16 protein-coding genes and 1 pseudogene are annotated in these 20,302 nt (G+C 66.0%); 9 read left to right on the top strand and 8 right to left on the bottom strand.

Annotated features, from left to right (window positions below):
• Positions 1 to 3: 3 nt before the first annotated feature.
• The 5 genes from QN358_RS03965 to QN358_RS03945 are packed head-to-tail and all read right to left on the bottom strand — an operon-like array spanning position 4 to position 5,494.
• Entirely contained in the window at positions 4 to 1,485 is a 1,482-nt protein-coding gene (locus QN358_RS03965; protein WP_323511673.1) for a hypothetical protein, read from the bottom strand.
• 5 nt (positions 1,486 to 1,490) lie between these two features.
• The gene (locus QN358_RS03960) at positions 1,491 to 2,354 is read right to left on the bottom strand and encodes a glycosyltransferase family 2 protein (RefSeq protein WP_323511672.1); all 864 of its coding nucleotides are present in this window, start codon (positions 2,352 to 2,354) and stop codon (positions 1,491 to 1,493) included.
• Entirely contained in the window at positions 2,351 to 3,541 is a 1,191-nt protein-coding gene (locus tag QN358_RS03955) for a glycosyltransferase family 1 protein (protein ID WP_323511671.1), read from the bottom strand. Before QN358_RS03955 ends, QN358_RS03960 begins: the two co-directional genes overlap by 4 nt.
• Positions 3,538 to 4,503, bottom strand: coding sequence for a GDP-mannose 4,6-dehydratase (locus tag QN358_RS03950; protein ID WP_323511670.1), 966 nt, complete (start codon positions 4,501 to 4,503; stop codon positions 3,538 to 3,540). The genes QN358_RS03955 and QN358_RS03950 overlap by 4 nt, the downstream gene beginning before the upstream one ends.
• Positions 4,504 to 4,507: 4 nt before the next feature.
• Entirely contained in the window at positions 4,508 to 5,494 is a 987-nt protein-coding gene (locus tag QN358_RS03945; protein ID WP_201799253.1) for a GDP-mannose 4,6-dehydratase, read from the bottom strand.
• A gap of 73 nt (positions 5,495 to 5,567) precedes the next feature.
• Here QN358_RS03945 and QN358_RS03940 point away from each other — a divergent pair, with 73 nt between their 5' ends.
• From QN358_RS03940 to QN358_RS03905, 8 genes and pseudogenes are all read left to right on the top strand, one after another.
• Entirely contained in the window at positions 5,568 to 7,469 is a 1,902-nt protein-coding gene (locus QN358_RS03940) for a glycosyltransferase (RefSeq protein ID WP_323511669.1), read from the top strand.
• A gap of 237 nt (positions 7,470 to 7,706) precedes the next feature.
• Positions 7,707 to 9,437: a DUF4012 domain-containing protein gene (locus tag QN358_RS03935; protein ID WP_323511668.1), complete on the top strand. Its 1,731-nt coding sequence runs from the start codon at positions 7,707 to 7,709 to the stop codon at positions 9,435 to 9,437.
• Between the two features lie 67 nt (positions 9,438 to 9,504).
• Entirely contained in the window at positions 9,505 to 10,128 is a 624-nt protein-coding gene (locus tag QN358_RS03930; RefSeq protein ID WP_323511667.1) for a GtrA family protein, read from the top strand.
• 7 nt (positions 10,129 to 10,135) lie between these two features.
• Positions 10,136 to 10,396: a hypothetical protein gene (locus QN358_RS03925; protein WP_323511666.1), complete on the top strand. Its 261-nt coding sequence runs from the start codon at positions 10,136 to 10,138 to the stop codon at positions 10,394 to 10,396.
• Positions 10,393 to 11,943 (top strand): glycosyltransferase, encoded by a 1,551-nt coding sequence (locus QN358_RS03920; RefSeq protein ID WP_323511665.1) that lies wholly within the window; start codon positions 10,393 to 10,395, stop codon positions 11,941 to 11,943. Before QN358_RS03925 ends, QN358_RS03920 begins: the two co-directional genes overlap by 4 nt.
• On the top strand, positions 11,940 to 13,409 hold the full coding sequence (locus tag QN358_RS03915; protein ID WP_323511664.1) for a glycosyltransferase: 1,470 nt from the start codon (positions 11,940 to 11,942) through the stop codon (positions 13,407 to 13,409). The genes QN358_RS03920 and QN358_RS03915 overlap by 4 nt, the downstream gene beginning before the upstream one ends.
• A gap of 67 nt (positions 13,410 to 13,476) precedes the next feature.
• Entirely contained in the window at positions 13,477 to 14,421 is a 945-nt protein-coding gene (locus tag QN358_RS03910) for an ABC transporter permease (RefSeq protein WP_323511663.1), read from the top strand.
• Positions 14,421 to 15,164: pseudogene (locus tag QN358_RS03905) on the top strand (ABC transporter ATP-binding protein); the annotation flags it as partial. The gene QN358_RS03910 and the pseudogene QN358_RS03905, both read left to right, overlap by 1 nt.
• A gap of 49 nt (positions 15,165 to 15,213) precedes the next feature.
• On the opposite strand, the gene QN358_RS03900 reads toward QN358_RS03905, so the two are convergent.
• From QN358_RS03900 to QN358_RS03890, 3 genes are all read right to left on the bottom strand, one after another.
• On the bottom strand, positions 15,214 to 16,182 hold the full coding sequence (locus QN358_RS03900; protein ID WP_323511662.1) for an FkbM family methyltransferase: 969 nt from the start codon (positions 16,180 to 16,182) through the stop codon (positions 15,214 to 15,216).
• A gap of 47 nt (positions 16,183 to 16,229) precedes the next feature.
• Entirely contained in the window at positions 16,230 to 17,618 is a 1,389-nt protein-coding gene (locus QN358_RS03895; RefSeq protein ID WP_323511661.1) for an O-antigen ligase family protein, read from the bottom strand.
• A gap of 65 nt (positions 17,619 to 17,683) precedes the next feature.
• Positions 17,684 to 18,886 (bottom strand): acyl-CoA dehydrogenase family protein, encoded by a 1,203-nt coding sequence (locus tag QN358_RS03890; protein ID WP_323511660.1) that lies wholly within the window; start codon positions 18,884 to 18,886, stop codon positions 17,684 to 17,686.
• 125 nt (positions 18,887 to 19,011) lie between these two features.
• On the opposite strand from QN358_RS03890, the gene QN358_RS03885 reads away from it, so the two are divergent.
• A complete protein-coding gene (locus tag QN358_RS03885) occupies positions 19,012 to 20,286 on the top strand; it encodes a type I phosphomannose isomerase catalytic subunit (RefSeq protein ID WP_323511659.1) in 1,275 nt (424 codons plus the stop codon).
• Positions 20,287 to 20,302: the final 16 nt, after the last annotated feature.

Raw genomic sequence — 20,302 nt, 5'->3', positions numbered from 1 at the left:
ATCCTAATACAGGTTCCATTGGTAGCTGTAGGCGTCGAACGGTTGGCTGAAGGTATAGATGGCATACCCGTCGACGACCGCCCGGGTGTGAACCGGCAGGTCGGCTGCCGACTGCAGCAGTACGTCGTTCTGTTGGTCGACGAGAACGATCACAGTTGCGCTCGTACCGGTGGCGGCTGCTGTTTCGTACGGGGTGTACCTCCGAGGGGCGGAGAGGGAGGCCACGGTGACCTCTTCATTGGTCTCTGCCGATACGGCGTATCCGATCCAGTAGTCGCCGTAGGCCGTCGTGATGTGGTTCTCTTCGAGGTAGTCGCCGAGGCCCTTGATGTCACCCACCACGTACTTCTGGTCGGTGTTGCTCTGCAGATCGGGAAACAGCAGCTGCAACTGCAGCAGATTGCTGGCCACCGCCAGCAGCACGCAGACGATGCCCGTGAAAGGGACACGTGTCACAAGCCATGCCACCGCAATGGCGAGTGCAGGCATGATGAAGATGCTGTACCGCACAGAATCGGCCCGAAGTAGAATTCCCGAGCCGATTACAATCACGGCAATGACGAGCAGTGAGCTCGCGACGAGCCCGCCGAGCCAGTAGTTGTGTTGGCGAAAACCCCTCACTGCCAGCACCGCGGCGAGTACCAGCAGCCCGATCGCAATTGCTCCGATGGTGTACCGCGGAACGGTTTCGAGTTGGCTGAAAGCCATCGGAACGACCTGCGTGAAGATGGTGACGAAGCTGCGAAGCGACGAAAGGTTCCAGCTGACGCCGGTGGGACGCACTGACGCTGACAGATTCTGGGTGAAGTTGATGATCCACGGCAGTGAGCCGACTAGCGCTGCGGCGATCCCCACGAGCCAGTGCCGCCATGAACGGTGGCGCGCGAGCGCGATGAGAACCCCGGGAACGGCCAGCGCCGCGCCCATCGGTGATTGCCAGAGGGCGAGACCGGCCGCGAGCCCGAGCAGAGCCCAGCGCAAGGCGCTCAACCGAGCATCTTTCGGTTGCAAGGCCAGCCAGAGTGTCAGCAGGCCGAGAAACAGGCTGGGGCCGTAGAACCCCGGCTCGCTCACTCCGACACGCATTGTCCAGTAGCCCGAGAACCAGAAGAGCGTGCCGGCCACGTTGCCGGTCGTGCGGTTGTCGAACGCGCGAGTGGCGATCGATCGCACGAGTACGGCGACCGCGACGAGAAAAAGCACCCCGACGACCGAGAGCACCTCGAAGTGCGCACCGAAGATGAGCATGGCGCCGCCTGCGACGAATTCGAGCAGCGTGCCGCCATACGACTGGCCCCAGAAGAACCACGTGATGTTGCCCTCGGAAATATGCTTTGCGATTAAGAAAACGATGGCATTGTCGGAGTCGACGTGAAATGCATTTGTGAAGAGCAGGGCGATGCGCAGCGCGAGTCCACCAGCCAGTAGCGCCCAGAAGAGAATGCTTGTGACGGTTCGGTCAATGCGGTTGAGGCGGTTGATCATGGTGCTCACTTCGTCTTCTGGCCCAGTGCGGATCGGAGCCCCAGCCCCACCCGAAGCGCCACCCGCACGGGCAGGTAGTACCACTCGTGGTACCGCTTCGCGAGGTACAGGTACGCGCTGTGGTGGTGCGCCTTCAGCATGGCTGCCGAGTGGCTGCGGGTGCTGGTGCCCCCGGCATGCATCACGGTGGCGGTGGGTACGTAGAGCACCGAGTAGCCGGCCAACCCGAGGCGCTCGGCGAGGTCGACGTCTTCGAAGTACATGAAGAAGCGGTGGTCGAAGCCGTCGACGGCGTCGAAGGCGGCACGACGCACGAGCATGCACGAGCCGGAGAGCCAGCCCGCGGCGACGGGGTCGGTGCCGGTCGTGGCCGACTTGTCGGCACGCAGGTACCGTTTCGACCACGGGTTCGCCGGCCAGACGCGGTGCAACACAGCGTGACCAGCCCCCGAGGTGAGAGAGGGCAGGTCACGGGCAGACGGGTAGATGGTGCCGTCGTCGTTCGTCACGCGGGGGCCGACCACGCCGATGCGTTCGTCGCCCGTGGCGACCCGCATCAGTTCGTCGACGCTGCCGGGCTCGAACTGCACGTCGGGGTTGGTGACCAGAATCCACTCGACCTCCGGGCCGAGGGTGGCTGCCGCGAAGTTCACGGCGCCGCCGTAGCCGAGGTTCGTGCCGGGCGTCAGCACGGAGGCGCCGGTGCCCTCGAGTGCGCTGAGTGGGTCTGACGCGGCGTTGTTCACGACGCAGAGCTCGAGGCCCGACCGGGCGGTCGACGCTGCCGCTGCCGGCACCGAGGCCAGGCAGCTGAGAACGTCGTCTTCAGAGAAATAGCTCACGGTCACGAGGGCCACGGTGCCGGTCATCGGGGGCCTTTCTTCTCGGTCGTCAGCTGTGTCGATGGATGCCCGGCGGCGCGATACGCCACTGCATGCCGGTCAGCGCAGGCCTGCCACGTGAAGCCCTCGGCACGTGCCGCGCCAGCACGGGCCAGCCGGCGCCTCTCGGCAGGATCATCCAGAAGCTCCGCCAGCGCACGCCCGATGCTACCCGGGTCGACATCGCAGTAGCTGACCGCGTCGCCGCCCACCTCAGGCAGCGAGAGCCGCCGGGTGGTGAGAACGCACGAGCCGCTCGCCATGGCCTCGAGCACGGGAAGGCCGAAGCCCTCGCCGAGGCTCGGGTAGGCCGTGAGCAGCGACCCGCCGAGCAGCGAGCGCAGGTCGTCGAGCGGCAGGTAGCCGAGGGTGCGCACGTCGAAGCCGCTCGCCACGGCTGCGGCCACGGTGTCGGCGACAGACGAATCCCAGCCGGGGCCGCCGGCGAGCAGCAGCGCCGGGCGGTCTGCGGGGGCGTGTGCCGAGACGGCCTCGACGTAGCCGCGCACAAGGGCAGACACATTCTTGCGCGGTTCGAGAGTGCCGAGAAACGCGATCCACGAGGTCGGCTGAGGGTCGAGTGTCTTCTGGAACGCCGCGATGTCGTCGGCGGTGGGCACGTGGAACACGTTCTGGTCGTACCCGAGCGGCGCGGCGAACACGCGTGCTGATCGCGCCCGCGTGATGCGGGTGAACTCGTTCGCGGTGGCGACGCTCGGCGTCACAACGGTGACGCGCGCGAGAGCGGCCGCACGGATCCAGCCGCGAAAGAACAGGCGCTTCACCCTGCCGTGCACCGCGGGGTCGGTGAAGAAGGTGAGGTCGTGCACGGTGACCACGCGTGCGGCCCTCGTGAAAACGGGAAAGGTGTAGTGGGGCGAGTGGATGACCGCCGCCCCCGCTGCTCTGGCCAGCCGAACCAGCCCGGTCTGTTCCCACACGAACCGCAGCGCGGTGCGCTCCGCCCACGCGGGCGCCGTCACGACGCTTCCGACGCCCGAGGCCTCGAAGAACACCCGGTCGCGCTGCTGGCACACCACCACAACGTCGATGCCGTCGCGGGCGAGCAGGGGAATGACGCTGTCGACGTACCGGCCCACCCCGCCGCGGTTGGCGGGAATCGCGGTTGCATCGACCAGCACGCGCAGAGCGGGCGCGGGCTCTCTGCCGCTCACTCGTCGAGCAGCGCTAGATCGTTGTCGACCATGCGCGAAACGAGTTCGTCGAAGCTCACCGACGGTTGCCAGCCGAGTTCGGTGTGCGCCTTCGAGGCGTCGCCCAGCTGTTCTGCCGGGTCGACCGGGCGAGCGAATTCGGGGTTCACCACGACGAGGTCGGCCCAGGAGTCGATACCGGCCCGGGTGAACGCGGCGTCGAGAAAATCGCCGATGGTGTGCGAGACGCCGGTGGCCACGATGAAGTCGCCGGCTGTCTCGGCGCCGGCAGCCCGGCGCATCGCGTCGACGTAGTCGGGTGCCCAGCCCCAGTCGCGGCGGGCGTCGAGGTTGCCGAGTTCGAGCCGGTCTTGCAGCCCGCGGCTGATGCGGGCCACCCCGGCCGTGATCTTGCGTGTCACGAAGGCCTCGGGGCGGCGTGGTGACTCGTGGTTGTACAGAATACAGTTCGACGCGTGCAGCCCCCGGCCACGGAACACGCCCACCGACAGGTGCGCGTACGCCTTCGACGCGCCGTAGGGCGACGACGGCCTGATGGCGGTGGTCTCGGTCTGCGGGGTGACCTCGGCCTGCCCGAAGATCTCGGCGCTCGACGCGTGCACGAGGCGCACAGGATGCCCGGCCTCCTGCAGCGCGTACGCACTGCCGAGCAGCCGCACCACCACCTGGCCGTTCACAGCCCCTGTGAGCACGGGATTCTGCCACGACGCGAAAACACTGCTGACGGCCGCCAGGCTGTACAGCTCGTCGGGGCGAGCGGCCGCCACAAGGCTCTCGAGGGCATCCGGTGCCTGCAGATCGACCTCGTGAAGCGTGAGGCCCGGGCGCTCGCCGAGAGCCCGCAGGTTCTCTTCGGTACTGTTTCGCACGACCCCGTGCACCTCGTAGCCGTCGGCGAGCAGGGCCTCAGCGAGGTACGACCCGTCTTGGCCTGAGATGCCGGTGATCAGTGCAACGGGCACGGGTCTAGAGACCGGCCAGAGCTTTTTGCTCGACGACGTCGTTCTCGACCATCATCTTCACGAGTTCTTCGAAACCGACCTTGGGGCTCCAGCCGAGGGCCTTGGTGGCCTTCGCGCTCGAACCGATGAGCAGGTCGACCTCGGCGGGGCGCATGAACTCGGGGTTCTGCTCGACGTACTGCTCCCAGTCGGTGATTCCGACGACGGCGAACGCCTTCTCGAGCAGCTCTTTGATGGAGTGCGTCTCACCCGTGGAGATGACGTAGTCGTCGGCCACGTCTTGCTGCAGCATGAGCCACATCGCCTCGACGTAGTCGCCGGCGAAGCCCCAGTCGCGGCGGGCGTCGAGGTTGCCGAGCACGATGCTCTTCTGCAGCCCGAGCGAGATGCGGGCGACGGCCTGCGACACCTTGCGGGTGACGAACTCGGGGCCGCGGCGGGGCGACTCGTGGTTGAACAGCACGCCACTCGAGGCATGCATGCCGTACGACTCGCGGTAGTTGATGGTCATGTAGTGGCCGAAGACCTTGGCGACGCCGTACGGCGAACGCGGCCAGAGAAGTGTGTCTTCGTCTTGCGGAACGGTCTGCACCTTGCCGTACATCTCGCTCGAGGAGGCCTGGTAGAAGCGAACCTTCGCGGGCTCGTCGCCCGAGTAGAGGCGCACGGCTTCGAGGGCGTTCAGAACACCCTTGGCGGTGACCTCGGTGGTCAGGCTGGCGTTCTCCCACGAGTACGCGACGAACGAGATGGCGCCGAGGTTGTAGAACTCGTCGGGCTTCGCTGCTTCGAGCGCGCGAATGAGGCTCGACAGGTCGGTGAGGTCGCCGGTGAGAATGTGCACGCCGGGCAGGGTCTTCTCGACCAGTGCCCGCTTGGGGTTGTTTTGGCCGCGAATGAGGCCGTAGACCTCATAGCCCTTCGACAGGAGAAGTTCTCCGAGATAGAGGCCGTCTTGGCCGGTGATTCCGGTGATGAGAGCGCGGGGCATGATTCCTCGTTGTCTGTGTCAGGGGCTTCTGCGATAGCCCATGCTACTGGGCCCGATCAACTAGTATTCCATGGTGGATGCCCCGACCGAGTCTGACGTGCCTGAAGGCGACCGTCTACTTCCGCTGAGGGGCACTGTCGTGAAGGGGGCGGCGGGTGCCGCTTCGGTCGCTGCCCTGGCCGGGCGGCTGCGCCAGATCGCGACCGTCATCCTGCCGGCAACCGCGCACTCCCACTCTGCCGCGGGTGAGCTTGCCGCCGCGCTGGCCCGGCAGCTCCGCTCGTCGCTCGACGAAGCCGACATCTGGCTCGCCATCGTGGGTTTCAGTACCGTCTTCCCCACCATCGACGAGGTGCGGGCGGTTCGCCGGGCCCTCGCGCTGGCCGCTGAGGGTGTCGAGCTCGCGGCCCTGTTCGACGCGCTCGAGCCCGTCGTCGAACGCGCGGCGACACCGGATGCCCCGCTCGAGCTGCTCACAGGCGCCACCGTCGTCGACGCCAACTTCAGCGGGCGCTTCGACCACAACACCGGCGTGCAGCGCGTGCTCCGCGAAACGGTCTCGCGCTGGAACCCCGTTCATCCTCTCGCCCTGGTCTGCTGGAACGACAGCGGCACGGCGCTTCGGCGCCTCACCGGCCGCGAGGTCACCCGGGTCACCGACTGGGCCGCGCATCACTCGTTGAGCCTTGCCGAGCGCCAGGAGCGCGAGCCGCACGACCCGGCCCGCGACACGATCGTGGTGCCGGTTCGCTCGGTCATCGTCGAGATCGAGGTGGCGCAGCCCGAGACGGCTGCGGCGCTCGCGGCCCTCGCCGCCGTCAGCGGCAACCGCATGGGTCTCGTGGGTCACGACATGATTCCCTTCGTCAGCGCTCAGGGCCAGGCAAGTGAGGAGATCGAGCGGTTCGCGCGTTTTCTCACGGTGGTGAAGTACGCGCACCGGGTCTCGGGCGTGAGCGCGTCGGCTGCGGCCGAGTTCGAGGGCTTCGTGCACGCCGTTCGCGCCCAGGGGCTGCCGGGTCCCGACGTCGTGGCGGTGCCGTTGGCCATGAACGCGCCGTCGGCTTCGGTGCGGAGCGCGGTGACCGCCGGTGGGCAGCCGTCGGCCGCGGCCCGGTCAGCGTCGGGGGAGCCCGGCGAACTGGCGGCCGCCGATCAGCTGCCCCTCGTGCTCGTGGTCGGCAGCCTCGAGCCGCGCAAGAACCACGACGCCATTCTGTTCGCCGCTCGTCGGCTGGCCTCCTCGGGCGCGCGATTCCGCCTGCGCTTCATCGGCGGCGGCGGTGCGGCCGCCGTCAAGCGCTTCGACGACGATGTTCGGCTCGCCCGGGCGGCCGGCCTCGACGTCGAGGTTCTGCGGGGCGCGAACGACACCGTTCTGCTCGACTCGTACCGGCAGGCCCGGTTCACGGTCTTTCCGTCGCTGCACGAGGGCTTCGGGCTGCCGGTCGCCGAGTCGCTGGCCCTCGGCACCCCCGTCATCACGTCGAACCACGGCAGCCTGGCTGAGATCGCCGAGGGGGGCGGATGCCTCACCATCGATGCTCGCGACGACCATGCGCTCGAACTCGCCATGGGCCGCCTGCTGAGCGACGACGAGTTCTACGAAACGCTGCGGGCCGAGGCCCTGGCCCGCACTTTCCGCACCTGGAACGACTACGCCGCCGACCTCTGGGCCGCCCTCGTGGAACCGCTCGCCGCGTCGGTCGCGGCCCGGGCATCCGGAGCCGCCACGGCCCACCCCGAGGCCACGGCCCGCCCCGCGGCCGACGCCGACCGGTTGCTCGCCGAATGGTGGCAGGCCGTCAGCGCCCGTGCTGCCGCAACCCGCGCTCGTGAGAACTCTCTCGTGTTCAAGGCCCGAAAGGTGGTGCCACTGGCACGGTTCTTCGTTGCTCGGTCTCGGGAGATGGGTGTTCCTGCCGCCTCGAAAGCCGCCTGGCGGGTTGTGCGACGCCGTCTCGTTCGAGGCTGATTCGGAGGCAGCCCTTGCTACAGTGGGGCAACCTGCCGCCGACCCCAGGAGTGCTGAGCCATCGCCACCCCACCCACTGAGCCCGAAGGGCCCGATGCGACGAGGTCTGCCGACCCCGGCCCCGCTGGCCAGCCTGCCGCTCTGAGCGGCGAGACGGTCGAGCCCACCCGTCGGCGCGACAGACGGAGAACGTCACCCAAGCGGCGTCGCCGGCTGATTGTCGGCGGCTCTGTTGCCGTGCTGGTCATCGCTCTGGCGTGCGTGGTGGGCTACGTGGCGAATCAGGTGCTGCAGGCCAGGTCATCGCTCGAGGCCGCACAGGCCTCGGTGACCCAGATCCAGTCGCAACTGTCGAGTCTCAATGTCAGCGCTCTCTCGGCATCGGCGACGGATTTCGCAGGCCACGCACACGACGCCGCGACCTACACGAACGACCCGCTCTACAAGCTGGCCGAGATCGTGCCGGTGGTCGGCCCGAACCTCACCGCCGTACGCGAACTCTCGGGCTCGCTCGACAGCATCGGCAGCCAGGTGCTGCTGCCCGTCGTCGATTTCTCGAAGACGCTCACGCCCGCGTCGTTGAAGCCGGTCGACGGCAAGCTCAACGTCGCCCTGTTGACGAGTGGGGATGCGACGCTCGCGTCGGCCGACGCGGCCATCGTGGCGAATGTGGCCACCATCTCGGCCATCCCCACCGATGGCACGGTCAGCCAGATCTCGTCGGCGAAGACACAGCTCGTCACCGCGCTCGGCAAGGCGCACACCGAGATCGGTACCGTACGCAGCACCGTCGCCACCGTGCAGAGCATGCTGGGCATGAACGGGCCGAGGCACTACGTTCTCGCCTTTCTCAACAACGCCGAGACGACCGGCCTTGGCGGCGGCCCCGCGTCGCTCTCGATGCTCACGGTCGACAATGGGGCCTTCGCGCTCACAGACCACGCGTCGAGCCAGGATTTCCCCCTCACCGACGGCCCTGTGCGAGACATCGACCAGAACGTGAAGAACATCTTCGGCACCGGCGTGGTGTCGACCCTGAACTGGTCGACCGCACGGCCCGACTTTCCCACCGCAGCGCTCACCATCCAGGCCTTCTGGCAGAAGTACAAGGGCGGAACGGTCGATGGCGTCATCTCGATCGACCCGATCGCGCTGTCGTACCTTCTGAAGGCAACCGGGCCGATGACCCTCACCTCTGGCGAGCAGATCACCGCCGACAACGCTGTGCCGCTGCTGCTGCACGATATCTACCTGCGCTTTCCTCCGCTCGACATCGAGACCGGGTCAGACGCGTTCTTCAAAGATGCCGCGGCGACAGTGTTCTCGGGGATCACCAGCACGAGCGCCGACCCGCAGACCCTCATCGATGCGGTGAACAAAGGCATCGACTCGGGCAACATCTTGGCGTGGAGCCCGATTCCGGCCGAACAGAAGCTCATCGCCAGTTCACCGCTCCAGGGTGTGTTGCCCACCGACAACGCGAAGTCGACTCTGGTCGGTACCTACTTTCGTGACGTCACGACCTCTAAGGCCGACTACTGGATCCAGTCGCACGTCGACCTGAGTACCGATGTCTGCACGAACCCCACCAACCCCACGTTCACCGAGACCGTCACCCTGCACTCCACGATGACGGTGGCCGAATCGGAGACTCTTCCTCGCTTCGTGGTCGGTGGCAACTTCGGCGGAACGCAGGTGAGCACCGAGGTGTACATCTACGGGCCGGTCGGCGCCTCGACCGGTGAGCAAGTCGCGGGCACCACGAGTGTGAGTGCTGCGGTACGATCGTCGGCGAGCGATCTGGGTCGACCGGTCGCACGTTTTCTGGTGAACCTGAAGCCGGGCGAGACCAACACGGTGACGGCGTCGTTCAGCGGCGTCGGCGGTGTGTACGGGCCCCCGGTCATCCAGACCACGCCCATGATGAACACGACGACGACGGCTCTGACCGCGGCGGGGTGCAAGTAGACGGTGAGTGACACGGATGGTGGGCAACACAGATGGTGAGCAACTCAGATGGTGAGCAACACAAACGGTGAGTAACAGGGTTACAGCGCTCGTCGCTGCGTTCTACACAAAAATGCTGCGTTACCTGCTCAAGTTCGGTGTGGTGGGCGGCATTGGCTTCGTGGTCGACTTTGCCGTGTTCAACTGGCTGCTCGTCGGCGGCCTCGGCGACCAGCATCTGCTCTCCGGCCCCCTCGGGGCCAAAGTTGCCGCCGTCGCAGCCGCAACCATCGTGACGTGGTTCGGCAACCGCTACTGGACTTTCAGGGAGCATCGTCGTACGAACTACGTCAAAGAGCTGCTCGAGTTCTCTGTCGTGGCTGTCTCCGGCCTGCTGATCAACCTGCTGTGCCTGTGGTTCTCGCACTACGTTCTTGGTTTCACCTCGCTGCTGGCCGACAACATTTCGGGCCAATTCATCGGAACGGGACTCGCAACACTCTTCCGCTTCGCGCTCTACCGCTACTGGGTCTTCGGCCACCACCGCGGTCACGCCGTAGTGGGTGCAGAGCAGAAGGCCGAGCTTGCCGCCGTGGCGATCTTCGAGAACGACGATGCCGCAGAGGCGACCGCCAGCGCGCCGCACGTGCCGCGCCCTCCACATGCACCCCGAACCCGCACCGACGACACCGCGAAGGGCCCGCGCCTATAATTGTGCGGTGCCAGAAGATACTGCTGACGAGCGTCTTGCCGTCGTGACGAACCGCCTCCGCGTGCTCGAAGACGAGCGCGACCGCCTGCAGGGCGAACTCGACGAGATCGCAAACCGTGCCACCGATCGCTGGCTGCTCGCGGTTCACTACGAGTCGTCTGTGGTGAATGCCATTCAGCAGACGCTGTCGTGGCGCGTGACGAAGCCGCTGCGGTGGGTTCGCCACCTGCAACTCTCGCGCCGGCCGCGCGGCGGATCGACCTCGTGAGCTTCCTGCTCGACGAACCCGCTCCCGACCACGCGCTGCCCTCGGCTACCACGGCTCTGAGGAGCCGGTTGCTCGCCGCCGCCCGCGAACTGTTCGACGACCAGTCCGAGGGTGAGGCGCTGGCAGAGCGCGGTCTCGGTGTGCTGCTCGGCGCTCTCGTGCACCGGGTGCAGGCTTCGCGGCTCGACAGTGAACTGTGGCTGGTGCTGGTGGCTCTCACCGGCTCGTTTCCCAACACCGAGCTGGTTCTCCGGGCTCGGCGGGCGCTCAGCCTTTCTGAGGGGCAGCAGGCGCTGTCGGCCGTGCTCGACGCAAGCTATCACTCGGGTGTGCGGCTGCAGACCCTCGAGCTCGAGATGCGGGTGGTCACCGACCGGCCTGTGGTCGACGTCGACTTCTGTGCCCGATTCGACCACAACACAGGAATTCAGCGCGTCGTGCGCGAGACGATGAGCCGGTGGAACGGCGAGCACCCGATGGTGCTCGCCTGCTGGTCTGACGGCGACAACGCCTTTCGAACGCTCGCACCCATCGAACTCAGGCGTGTGCTCGAGTGGGACGCCCATAAGGCCGAGATGGCGGGTCACCCGAAGCCCGACGGCATGACTCCGGCGGGTTTCGTGCCGCAGATCGTGGTGCCATTCCGCACCACCGTTGTGCTGCCCGAGGTGGCGCACGGCGGCCTCTGGCCGCAGCTCTCGGCCCTGGCCCGGTTTTCGGGCAACCAGACGGCAATGATCGGCTACGACACCATTCCCATTGCCAGCGCAGACCTCATCTCGAGCCATGAGACAGAGAAGTTCTCGAAGTACCTCACCATCGTGAAGAATGCCACGCGTGTCGTGGCCATCAGCGACGCGGCGGCGGGCGAGTTTCGCGGGTTCGCAAGCGCGCTCGTGTCTCAGGGCGTGGGTGCGCCGGTGGTCGGCTGTGTCACGTTGGCAGTGCAGAGCCCGGCTCGCGGGGCATCCGTATCGGCGCCCACAGACCAGCCGGAGAAGCTCGTTCTGATGGTGGGCAACCAAGAGCCGCGCAAGAACCTGCTGGCCGTTCTGTTCGCCGCCGAGACGCTCTGGCGTGAGGGGTTGCAGTTCACGCTGCGCATGATCGGCGGCGGCAAGAGCGACTACACCCGCCTCATCGACCACGAGGCCAAGCGCCTCGCGAAGGCCGGGCACGCCATCGAGGTGCTGCGCGGGGCGGGCGACGACGTGCTGATCGATTCGTACCGGGCCGCCCGGTTCACCGTCTTCCCCTCGACCCACGAGGGGTACGGGTTGCCCGTTGCAGAGTCTCTGGCCATGGGGGTTCCGTCGATCACGTCGAACTACGGCAGTACCCAGCAGATCGCCGACGGCGGCGGATGCCTCACCGTCGACCCCCGCAACGACCAGTCGATCGTCGATGCCATGCGCCTGCTGCTCACCGACGACGTCGAACGCGAACGCCTCGCCGCCGAGGCCCGCGCCCGCGTGCCTCGCACCTGGAACGACTACGCCACCGAACTCTGGCACGAACTCGTCGAACCGTTGGAGAATGCCTCATGAGCCACGCCCTCACCGCCCGTTTTCGCGTTCTTGCCGATGCCATCGGCACCCCGCTGCCTGCCGACGAGACCACCTCTGGCTACCTCGACACGCTGGCCACGTCGATCGGGGCAGACAGCGAGCTGCTGTGGCTGGCACTTGCCGCCGTGTCAGCCGAGTTTCCGAAGACAGACACGTACGAGAAGTTTCGTCGCGATGCCGTGCTGAACGGCACCCGCCAGGCACTCGCCCAGGTCGCCGCCCGCAGCACACACCTGCTCGCGCCCAACCGAACCGTCGCGGTACGCATCGTGACGGGTGCGGTCGTTCTCGACGTGCACCACACGGCACGCACAGGGTTGGCCACGGGTATCCAGCGCGTGGTTCGGCAGACCATCGGGTACTGGAAAGATCGGCCGGGCGTCGAACTGGTGGGCTGGGATCGTCGCTACAGCGGGCTTCGTCACCTCACCGAGCCCGAGCAGCAGAACGCGCTCTATGGTTCGGCCCCGCACCTCGCGCGGCCGAAGACGTGGGTTCTCACCATTCCGTTCAAGAGCATCTACGTGCTGCCAGAGCTCGCCATCGAAGACGACCGTACGGCGCGCATCTCGTGCCTGGCCGAATTCTCGGGCAACCGCACCAACGTCATCGGTTTCGACTGTGTGCCCCTCACCTCATCAGAGACCGTGGGTGCTGGTATGTCGGCGGCGTTCTCGAAGAATCTCGCAGCTCTCGCGCACTTCGACCGCGTCTCGACCATCTCCGAGGCCGCTGCCACCGAGTACCGCGGTTGGCGCGGCATGCTCTCCGGTGCCGGGCTCACCGGCCCGGCTATCGAGCCGCTGCTGCTGCCGAGCGTTGCCGAAGAGGTCTCGGCGGCCGACTTCGAGGCGGCCCGTGCCGCTCTGCTGACCGGAGACGCGCCCATGATGCTGGTGGTGGGCAGTCACGAACCCCGCAAGAATCACCTTGCCGTGCTGTACGCGGCCGAGCGGCTCTGGCGCGACGGCATCGAGTTTCAGCTGGTTTTCATTGGCGGCAACGGCTGGCACGGCGACGAGTTCCGCGCACAGCTGAAACGACTGCAGGGCGACGGATGGCCTGTGCGGGCCATCTCGGCCATCTCCGACGCTCTGCTCTGGAGTGCTTATCGGCTCGCTCGGGTCAGTGTCTTCCCGTCATTGAACGAGGGCTTCGGGCTGCCCGTCGGCGAGTCGCTCTCGGCCCGAACCCCGGTTGTCACCTCGAATTTCGGCAGCATGAAAGAGATCGCGGCGGCAGGCGGCGCCATCTTGGTCGACCCGCGCGACGACGACGACGTGTACCGGGGAATGAAGGCCGGTCTGCTCGACGACGAGCTGCACGCGAAGCTCGTGGCCGAATCGGCCGGATTGTCGACCCGCGGCTGGTCTGACTACGCCGATGAGCTGTGGCGGTACTTCGAACTCGACACCCGCCTCGCAAACGCCAGCGCCACAAGCTAATTACCAGCACACACCGCGTAGTATTTGGCGGTGGATGCACCCGACATCTTTCACGTAACGGAGACACATGGCGACCCAAGCCGAAGTACGAGCCGAGCGATTGGCCCAACTTCCCTTCGAAGTATCGGTCAACGCAGGCCCACAATCATTCGGTGGTTTTGTTGCTGCGGTGAAGGAGATCGTTTCCCATCGGGAGTTGCTTGACCTGCTCATCAGGCGTGAGCTGAAATCGCGGTACAAAGACAGCACATTGGGGTTCTTCTGGAGCCTGGTGAAGCCTCTTACGCAACTGCTCATCTACTACGTCTTCATCGGCCAGGTGCTTCAGGCATCGCGCGGTGTTCCCGACTTCGCCATCTTCGTCTTCTCCGGGCTCACCCTGTGGGGTCTCTACAGCGAGATCATCACAACGGGCACTTCGTCGATTGTCACGAATGCCGGCCTCATCAAGAAGGTCTATCTGCCCAGAGAGATTTTCCCGCTTGCGGCTACCGGCTCAGCCGTCTTCAACTTTCTCATCCAGCTTGGCATTCTGCTCATAGCCATCATTGCGCTGGGTCAATTCCCGGTGTCACTGAATCTGCTGTATGTTCCCGCCGGTGTAGCGATCGTTCTCATCTGGGGAATCGCTCTCGCGATTCTGCTTTCGGCACTCAACGTGTATCTCCGTGACATTCAGTACCTCGTCGAAGTGGCGATGTTGCTGCTCTTCTGGGCATCTCCAATTGTGTATTCGTGGAAGCTGATCACTGACGCAGCAGCAAGCCATGCATGGCTGCTCGATGTGTATCTCCTGAATCCCATTTCGATCGCCATGCTCGCGTTTCAGCGAGGCTTGTGGAAGGCGGGCAGTGAAACGCGCACCATCGACGATCGCGTGATTCCCCCGCAGGCCTGGCCGCACTATATGGATCTGCAGCTACTCGGTGCGGCAATCGCCGGGCTCATCGTGCTCTTCATCGCCCAGCGCGTGTTCTCACGCCTGCAGGGCAATTTCGCCCAGGAGATCTGATGCCAGTTCTAGCCAACGCTCCGGTCGTCGTGCGCGCCACGAACGTTTCGAAACGGTTTGTCATCCGCAAAGACAAATCCATCAAAGAGCGCATCGTGAACTTCGGTCGTTCGAATAAACACAAAGACGACTTCTGGGCCCTGCGTGATGTTTCATTCGATATCAAAGCCGGCTCGACCATTGGTTTGGTCGGGGCGAATGGGTCGGGTAAGAGCACGCTTCTGAAGGTGCTCGGCGGAATCATTCAGCCCAATGACGGCTCGGTTGAACGACGCGGGAGACTGGCCGCGCTGCTCGAGCTGGGTGCCGGGTTTCATCCTGATCTCACTGGCCGTGAGAACGTCTACTTGAACAGTGCGATTCTGGGTCTCAGCCGGAGCCAAACCGACGAGTACTTTCAGTCGATTCTCGACTTCAGCGAGATCGAGGAGTTCATCGACACGCAGGTGAAGTTCTACTCCTCCGGCATGTACGTGCGGCTGGCCTTCGCCATCGCGGTGCACGTCGATCCTGACATTCTTCTGGTCGACGAAGTTCTCGCCGTGGGCGATGAGCCGTTCCAAGAGAAGTGCATGAACAAGATCAAAGAGTTTCAGGCCGAGGGCCGCACCATCATTCTGGTGAGCCACTCGGCCGGCCAGGTCGAAGAGCTCTGCGACCGGGTCGTCGTGCTCTCGCACGGAAACGTGGTCTTCGACGGCGGCGCCGCTGACGGAATTCTGGCGCTCCGCGAGTCGTTCGAGCACTGATCGGTGCGAGGCGCCGCTGAGCGGCCCTCTGCACCGACAGGCGTCAGCGCTTCTGCGTGAGGCTCCGGATGCCGCGGAGCGGCTTCGTGACGCGCCACGAGAGGGTGCGCTGCAGCTCGGCGACCAGCGCGCCGAGCTCGGCCTCCCGGGCCGCGGATCGTGCGGCAGTTGCCTGGGTCTGCTCGAGTTCGCTCGCGAGGAGGGCAGACCGCTTCTCTGCGCGCTCAAGGTCGACGGCGAGCTGCTGTTCACGAACGGTGAGGGAGGTCAGGGCATCCTGTGTCGCCGTGCACTGCTCTTCGAGGGCCATTCTGTCGATGCGGGCGTAGTCGTCGATGACGCTGGCCGCGTAGGTGAGCGCTGTGCCGATCTGTTCGGCCCGTTCGTCGGCGAGGTAGTAGCGAGAGAGGCCGTCGAACATCTGGAAGGTGTAGCCGGCACGCTCGACGGTGTCTTGCCACGACCCGTGCACCTGGCGGGTCGAGTTGGGCGCCGTGGCTTCGATCACAAGGATCCACGGGCGGTAGCGGCTGAAATCGATGGAGCCGAGCACGAACGCCTCTGCGCCCTCGGTGTCGACCGAGAGAAAGTGGATGTCGCGGTCGGCGAGCCCCGACTCTTCGATGGTCTGGTTCAGGGTGACCACTGGCACCGTCTCGTCGTGCACCGACCAGCCGGCCGCCGCCGCCTCCTCGCCGTACTCGTCGATCATCGTCGAGAGGCCAGTACCATCGATGAGGTGGATCTGGGCGCTCGGGGCGTCGACGTCGCTGGCGATCGCCTCGTACACCGCGTCTCCCGGGCGTTCGACTCGGTACAGCGAGGCGTACTCGGGGTTCGGCTCGATGGCCACCCCGCGCCAGCCGGCGTCGTAGAACTTGCGCGAAACCGAATCGATGGTCGGGTGGTTGGCTCCGACGTCGATGTAGGTGCCACCCTGGATGTCTTTGAGGGCACGCCACAGTACGATGTCTTCGCCGTTCTGGGCGAAAGAGATGTTTCGGTCGGTCACGCTGAACCTTTCCGGCGCCATCGCCTGAGTATCGGGGTGCCTCGACCCTATCTTGCGAGCGACCTCGGTGGCGGCCCGAGTGGCAGCGGGTCGAGTTTCACCTTGGTGGCGAGCAGCACGAGCAGCAGAAAGTTGCCCTCGAGAAGCAGGCGGCTCTCGGTGAGGCTCTGAATGACGAGGGCCGCGAGCAGCAGCAGTGGCAGCAGGGCGATGGCCTGGTATGGCGTCGGCACGCCCACCAGCGGCCCGGGCGGGTCGACTGCCATCCACCATGACCGCACCCCGGTCGCGGCGATCAGACAGCCGAACACGAAGAGCCCCACGAAACCGAGCTGCAGAAAGATGTCGACCCAGGCGTTGTGCGCCTGCAGGTACTCTGTGCCGTCGATGACGATGAGGCCCTTGAACGGCGCCACCCACGGCGCCCAGTAGCTCACCCAGCCCCAGCCGAGAACCGGATGCTGCCACGCCAGGCTGAGCACCGTGTTCCAGATGTCGAAACGGCCGGTGAGGTCGTTGCTGCGCCCGAGCAGCGGAAACAGGCGGTCGGAGAGGTGCGGAATGGCGAACGCCAGGCCCACAAGCCCGGCGATGCCGAACGGGTAGATGACCAGCCGCCGGTTCACCGCCACCCGGCGAATGGCCAGGGCAATGGCCAGCACAAACGCCACGGCCACCGTGGCCATCAAGACGGTAGCCGAACGGGTGAGGGCGTGTTCGAGTACCGCCACCGCGAGCCAGGCGATGCTCGAGAAGGTGCTGCGGGTCTTCTCGACCCACTCGATGGCGAACACGATCAGCGCGAGCAGAACGAGAAAGGCGAGCAGATTGCGGTTGCCGACGATGCCCTGGATGGGCCCGCCGTTCAGCAGCGACGCGGTGCTCCATTGGTAGTCGGCCGGTGGGGTCTGGCCGGGCGCAAGCAGCCACAGTGCAGGCAGGGGCTGGCGAACCCAGACCGCCACGGCGAGTTCGAAGAGCAGCGAGAGGCCGAGCATCCATCGGAGAGCCGTGCCGAGAGCGCGCAGAATCTCGAGCCAGGTAAGGGTGAGAGCCATGAAGAAACCCGCGAGGGCGGCCAGCCACTGCGCGGCGATGCCGAGCGCGGTGGCACCCGGGTACTGCGACCACAGCAGGGATACCGCACAGAGCACCACGAAGGCCACAAGGGGTTTGGAGTAGCGCGGTAGCGCGATGCGCCGGCCGCTCTGGGCGAGCGACACTGCACAGGCAACGGTGAGCCCGACCACCAGCACCACGAACGCGGGCCAGCCGAAGAGGCTCTGCCAGGCGTCTCCACCCAGAGCGGTGAAGAGCACGAAGCCCGCCAGGCGGATGCGGCCGGCCGGGCTGCCGTCGGGGGCGGTCATCGTCGCTCGACGGTGCTGAACCGAATCGAACGGGGGCAGGGGTGCGGGGGTGGGTGTGAGGCTCATCTGCCTCAAGGGTACGAGCACGCGGTGGGTGCCCTCTGTTCGTGGGCACCCCCGCACGCCAATCGTTATACGAAGGCAGCAAACCCCGTGATCTTGCGGCCCACGATGAGGGTATTCATCTCGCGGGTGCCCTCATACGAATAGAGCGCCTCGGCGTCGGCGAAGTGCCGGGCCACGTCGTACTCGAGCACGATGCCGTTGCCGCCGAGTGCCTCGCGGCACCAGGCCACCGTCTCGCGCATGCGCGCCGTGGCATAGGCCTTCGCGAGGGCGGAGTGTTCGTCGCGCTGGGTGCCCTCGTCGAGCATCTGCGACACGCGCACCACCATGGCGAGGCTCGCGGTGATGTTGCCGAGGCTCTTCACCAGCAGGTCTTGAATCAGCTGGTGCGAGGCGATCGGCTTGCCGAACTGCACCCGCTGCTTGGTGTAGCGAACGGCGGCTTCGTAGGCACCGATGGAGTTGCCGACGGCGGCCCACGCCACCTCTGCCCGGGTCAGGCGGAGCACCGCGGCGGTGTCGCGGAAGCTGTTTCCGTTCTGCAGCCGCATTGCCTCGGGAACCCGAACGTTCTCGAGGGTGATGTCGGCGTTCTGCACGATGCGCAGGCTCTGCTTGCCCTCGATCTTGGTGGCGGTGTAGCCGGGGGTGTCGGTCTTCACGATGAAGCCCTTCACCTGGCCATCGTCGGCGCTCTTGGCCCAGATGATGGTGATGTCGCTGAAGGTGGCGTTGCCGATCCAGCGCTTCGAGCCGTTCAGAATCCAGTCGCCGGTTGCCTCGTCGCGGGTCGCGACGGTGCGAAGGCCCTGGGCCGAGTCTGAGCCCGAGTCGGGTTCGGTGAGGCCGAAGGCGCCCACCACGTCGCCCGACGCCATCTGCGGCAGCCATTCGGCACGCTGCTCGGCCGAGCCGGCGACGCTGATCGAGCCCATGGCGAGACCGTTGTGAACGCCCACGTGGGTGGCGATCGACGCGTCGATGCGAGCGAGCTCCAGTGCCACGAAGCCGCGGAAGACGGCCGAGTTTGCAAAGGTGCGGGTCTCCTCCCACGCGAAACGGTAGAGGTCGAGCTCTGCGAGGCGTTTGACCACCTGGTGCGGAAACTCTGCCTTCTCCCACAGATCGTTGACGATCGGCTTGACCTCGGATTCGAGGTATTCGCGCAGTGCCGCGAGTGCCTCTTTCTCCCGCTCGGTGAGCAGGTTCGAGTAGCCGAAGAAGTCGCTGGTCAGTGGCTCGAAAGCCGTTGTCGAAACCATTGTCATTGTGGGCATCATCCATTCGCACTCGTGCACGACTGCGTGCAGTTAGGCCGTCAGCCTAAGCGCCGGGCGAAGCGGCACAAACCCCATTGGTAGTTTGGTCCAAGAGACTTTTCGGAAGGTAACCCATGTTTGTACAGATCGCCAATACCCCGCGCAACTACGCCTGGGGGTCGCCGAGCGCGATCAGCGACCTTCTCGGCTCCCAGCCCACGGGCGAACCGGAGGCCGAGCTCTGGCTGGGCGCGCACCCCGGCTCACCGAGCCGCATCGTCGACCCGGCTGAGACGGGCGGGTTCGACACCCTGGCGGCCTGGATCGCGGCTGACCCCGCCCGCGCCACTGGTGGCACACACCTGCCGTACCTGCTGAAGATCCTCGCGGCCGAGCGCCCGCTGTCGCTGCAGGCGCATCCCACCCTGGCTGCGGCGAGAGAGGGTTTCGCCCGCGAGAACGCCGCGGGGCTCGCCCTCGACGCCCCGAACCGCAACTACAAAGACCCGCTGCACAAGCCCGAGGTCATCTACGCGCTCAGCGACACCTTCGAAGCCCTCTGCGGGTTTCGCGACGTCACAGAGATTCGCGCCATCATCGCCGCCCTCACCGAGGCGGATGCCCGACAGAGCCTTCCCGAACCCGAGCCGCTCGCGGCGCTCGCGAGCCAGTTGCGCGGCGAACCCGCCGAGGCGCTGAAGACGGCCGTCGAGTGGCTGCTCTCCGGTGGAGCTCAGGTTGCGACGCTGGTCGAGCAGGTCACCGTGTTGGTCGGCGGTGTTGTCGTCGGGCCGGGTGCCTCCTCCGACTCCGAGGTCGTCGGCGAGCCGGCGGCCACGGCCGCGCTGCTGTCGGGCCCGTTCGGTGCCGCGTTCGCCACGGTGCGCGATCTCTCGGCCGAGTACCCGGGCGATGCCGGTGTTGTGCTGTCGCTGTTGCTGAACCGCGTCACGCTGAAGCAGGGCGAGGCGCTGTTTCTGCCGGCCGGCAACATCCATGCCTACCTCAAGGGTCTCGGCGTCGAGCTGATGGCGGCGAGCGACAATGTGCTGCGCGGCGGCCTCACGCCCAAGTACATCGATGTGCCAGAACTGCTCTCGGTGCTGGTGTTCGAGTCGTCACCCGTGCCGTATCTCGAGGCCGGGCATCCGGTGCCCGGGGTTCAGGAGTACCAGCCCGACATCACTGACTTCGTGCTCGTGCGCATCACGCCCACGGCCGGGCTGGATGCCCGTTACAGCCCCCAGGGTGCTGCGATCGTGATCGTCACGGCTGGCTCGGTGACGGTGTCGTCGACGACCGGCAGTGTTGTCGCCCGGCGCGGGGAGTCGTTCTTCGTCACCCCTGACGAAGGTGCGCTCACGTTCAGCGGCACGGGTGAGCTCTTTCTCGCCGCGCCCGGCGCCTAGAACCAGGCCAACCGGT

Source organism: Subtercola sp. RTI3 (genome assembly GCF_035018625.1).
GTDB lineage: Bacteria > Actinomycetota > Actinomycetes > Actinomycetales > Microbacteriaceae > Subtercola > Subtercola vilae.
Note: the sequence above shows the minus strand (reverse complement) of the source record. Positions and strands in the feature narration are given on the sequence as shown.

Excerpts from the sequence above, each read along its gene's own strand:
- QN358_RS03965 (WP_323511673.1), bottom strand. The coding sequence starts at position 1,485 with ATGATCAACCGCCTCAACCGCATTGACCGAACCGTCACAAGCATTCTC.
- QN358_RS03960 (WP_323511672.1), bottom strand. The coding sequence starts at position 2,354 with ATGACCGGCACCGTGGCCCTCGTGACCGTGAGCTATTTCTCTGAAGAC.
- QN358_RS03945 (WP_201799253.1), bottom strand. The coding sequence starts at position 5,494 with ATGCCCCGCGCTCTCATCACCGGAATCACCGGCCAAGACGGCCTCTAT.
- QN358_RS03915 (WP_323511664.1), top strand. The coding sequence starts at position 11,940 with ATGAGCCACGCCCTCACCGCCCGTTTTCGCGTTCTTGCCGATGCCATC.
- QN358_RS03910 (WP_323511663.1), top strand. The coding sequence starts at position 13,477 with ATGGCGACCCAAGCCGAAGTACGAGCCGAGCGATTGGCCCAACTTCCC.
- QN358_RS03895 (WP_323511661.1), bottom strand. The coding sequence starts at position 17,618 with ATGAGCCTCACACCCACCCCCGCACCCCTGCCCCCGTTCGATTCGGTT.
- QN358_RS03890 (WP_323511660.1), bottom strand. The coding sequence starts at position 18,886 with ATGACAATGGTTTCGACAACGGCTTTCGAGCCACTGACCAGCGACTTC.
- QN358_RS03885 (WP_323511659.1), top strand. The coding sequence starts at position 19,012 with ATGTTTGTACAGATCGCCAATACCCCGCGCAACTACGCCTGGGGGTCG.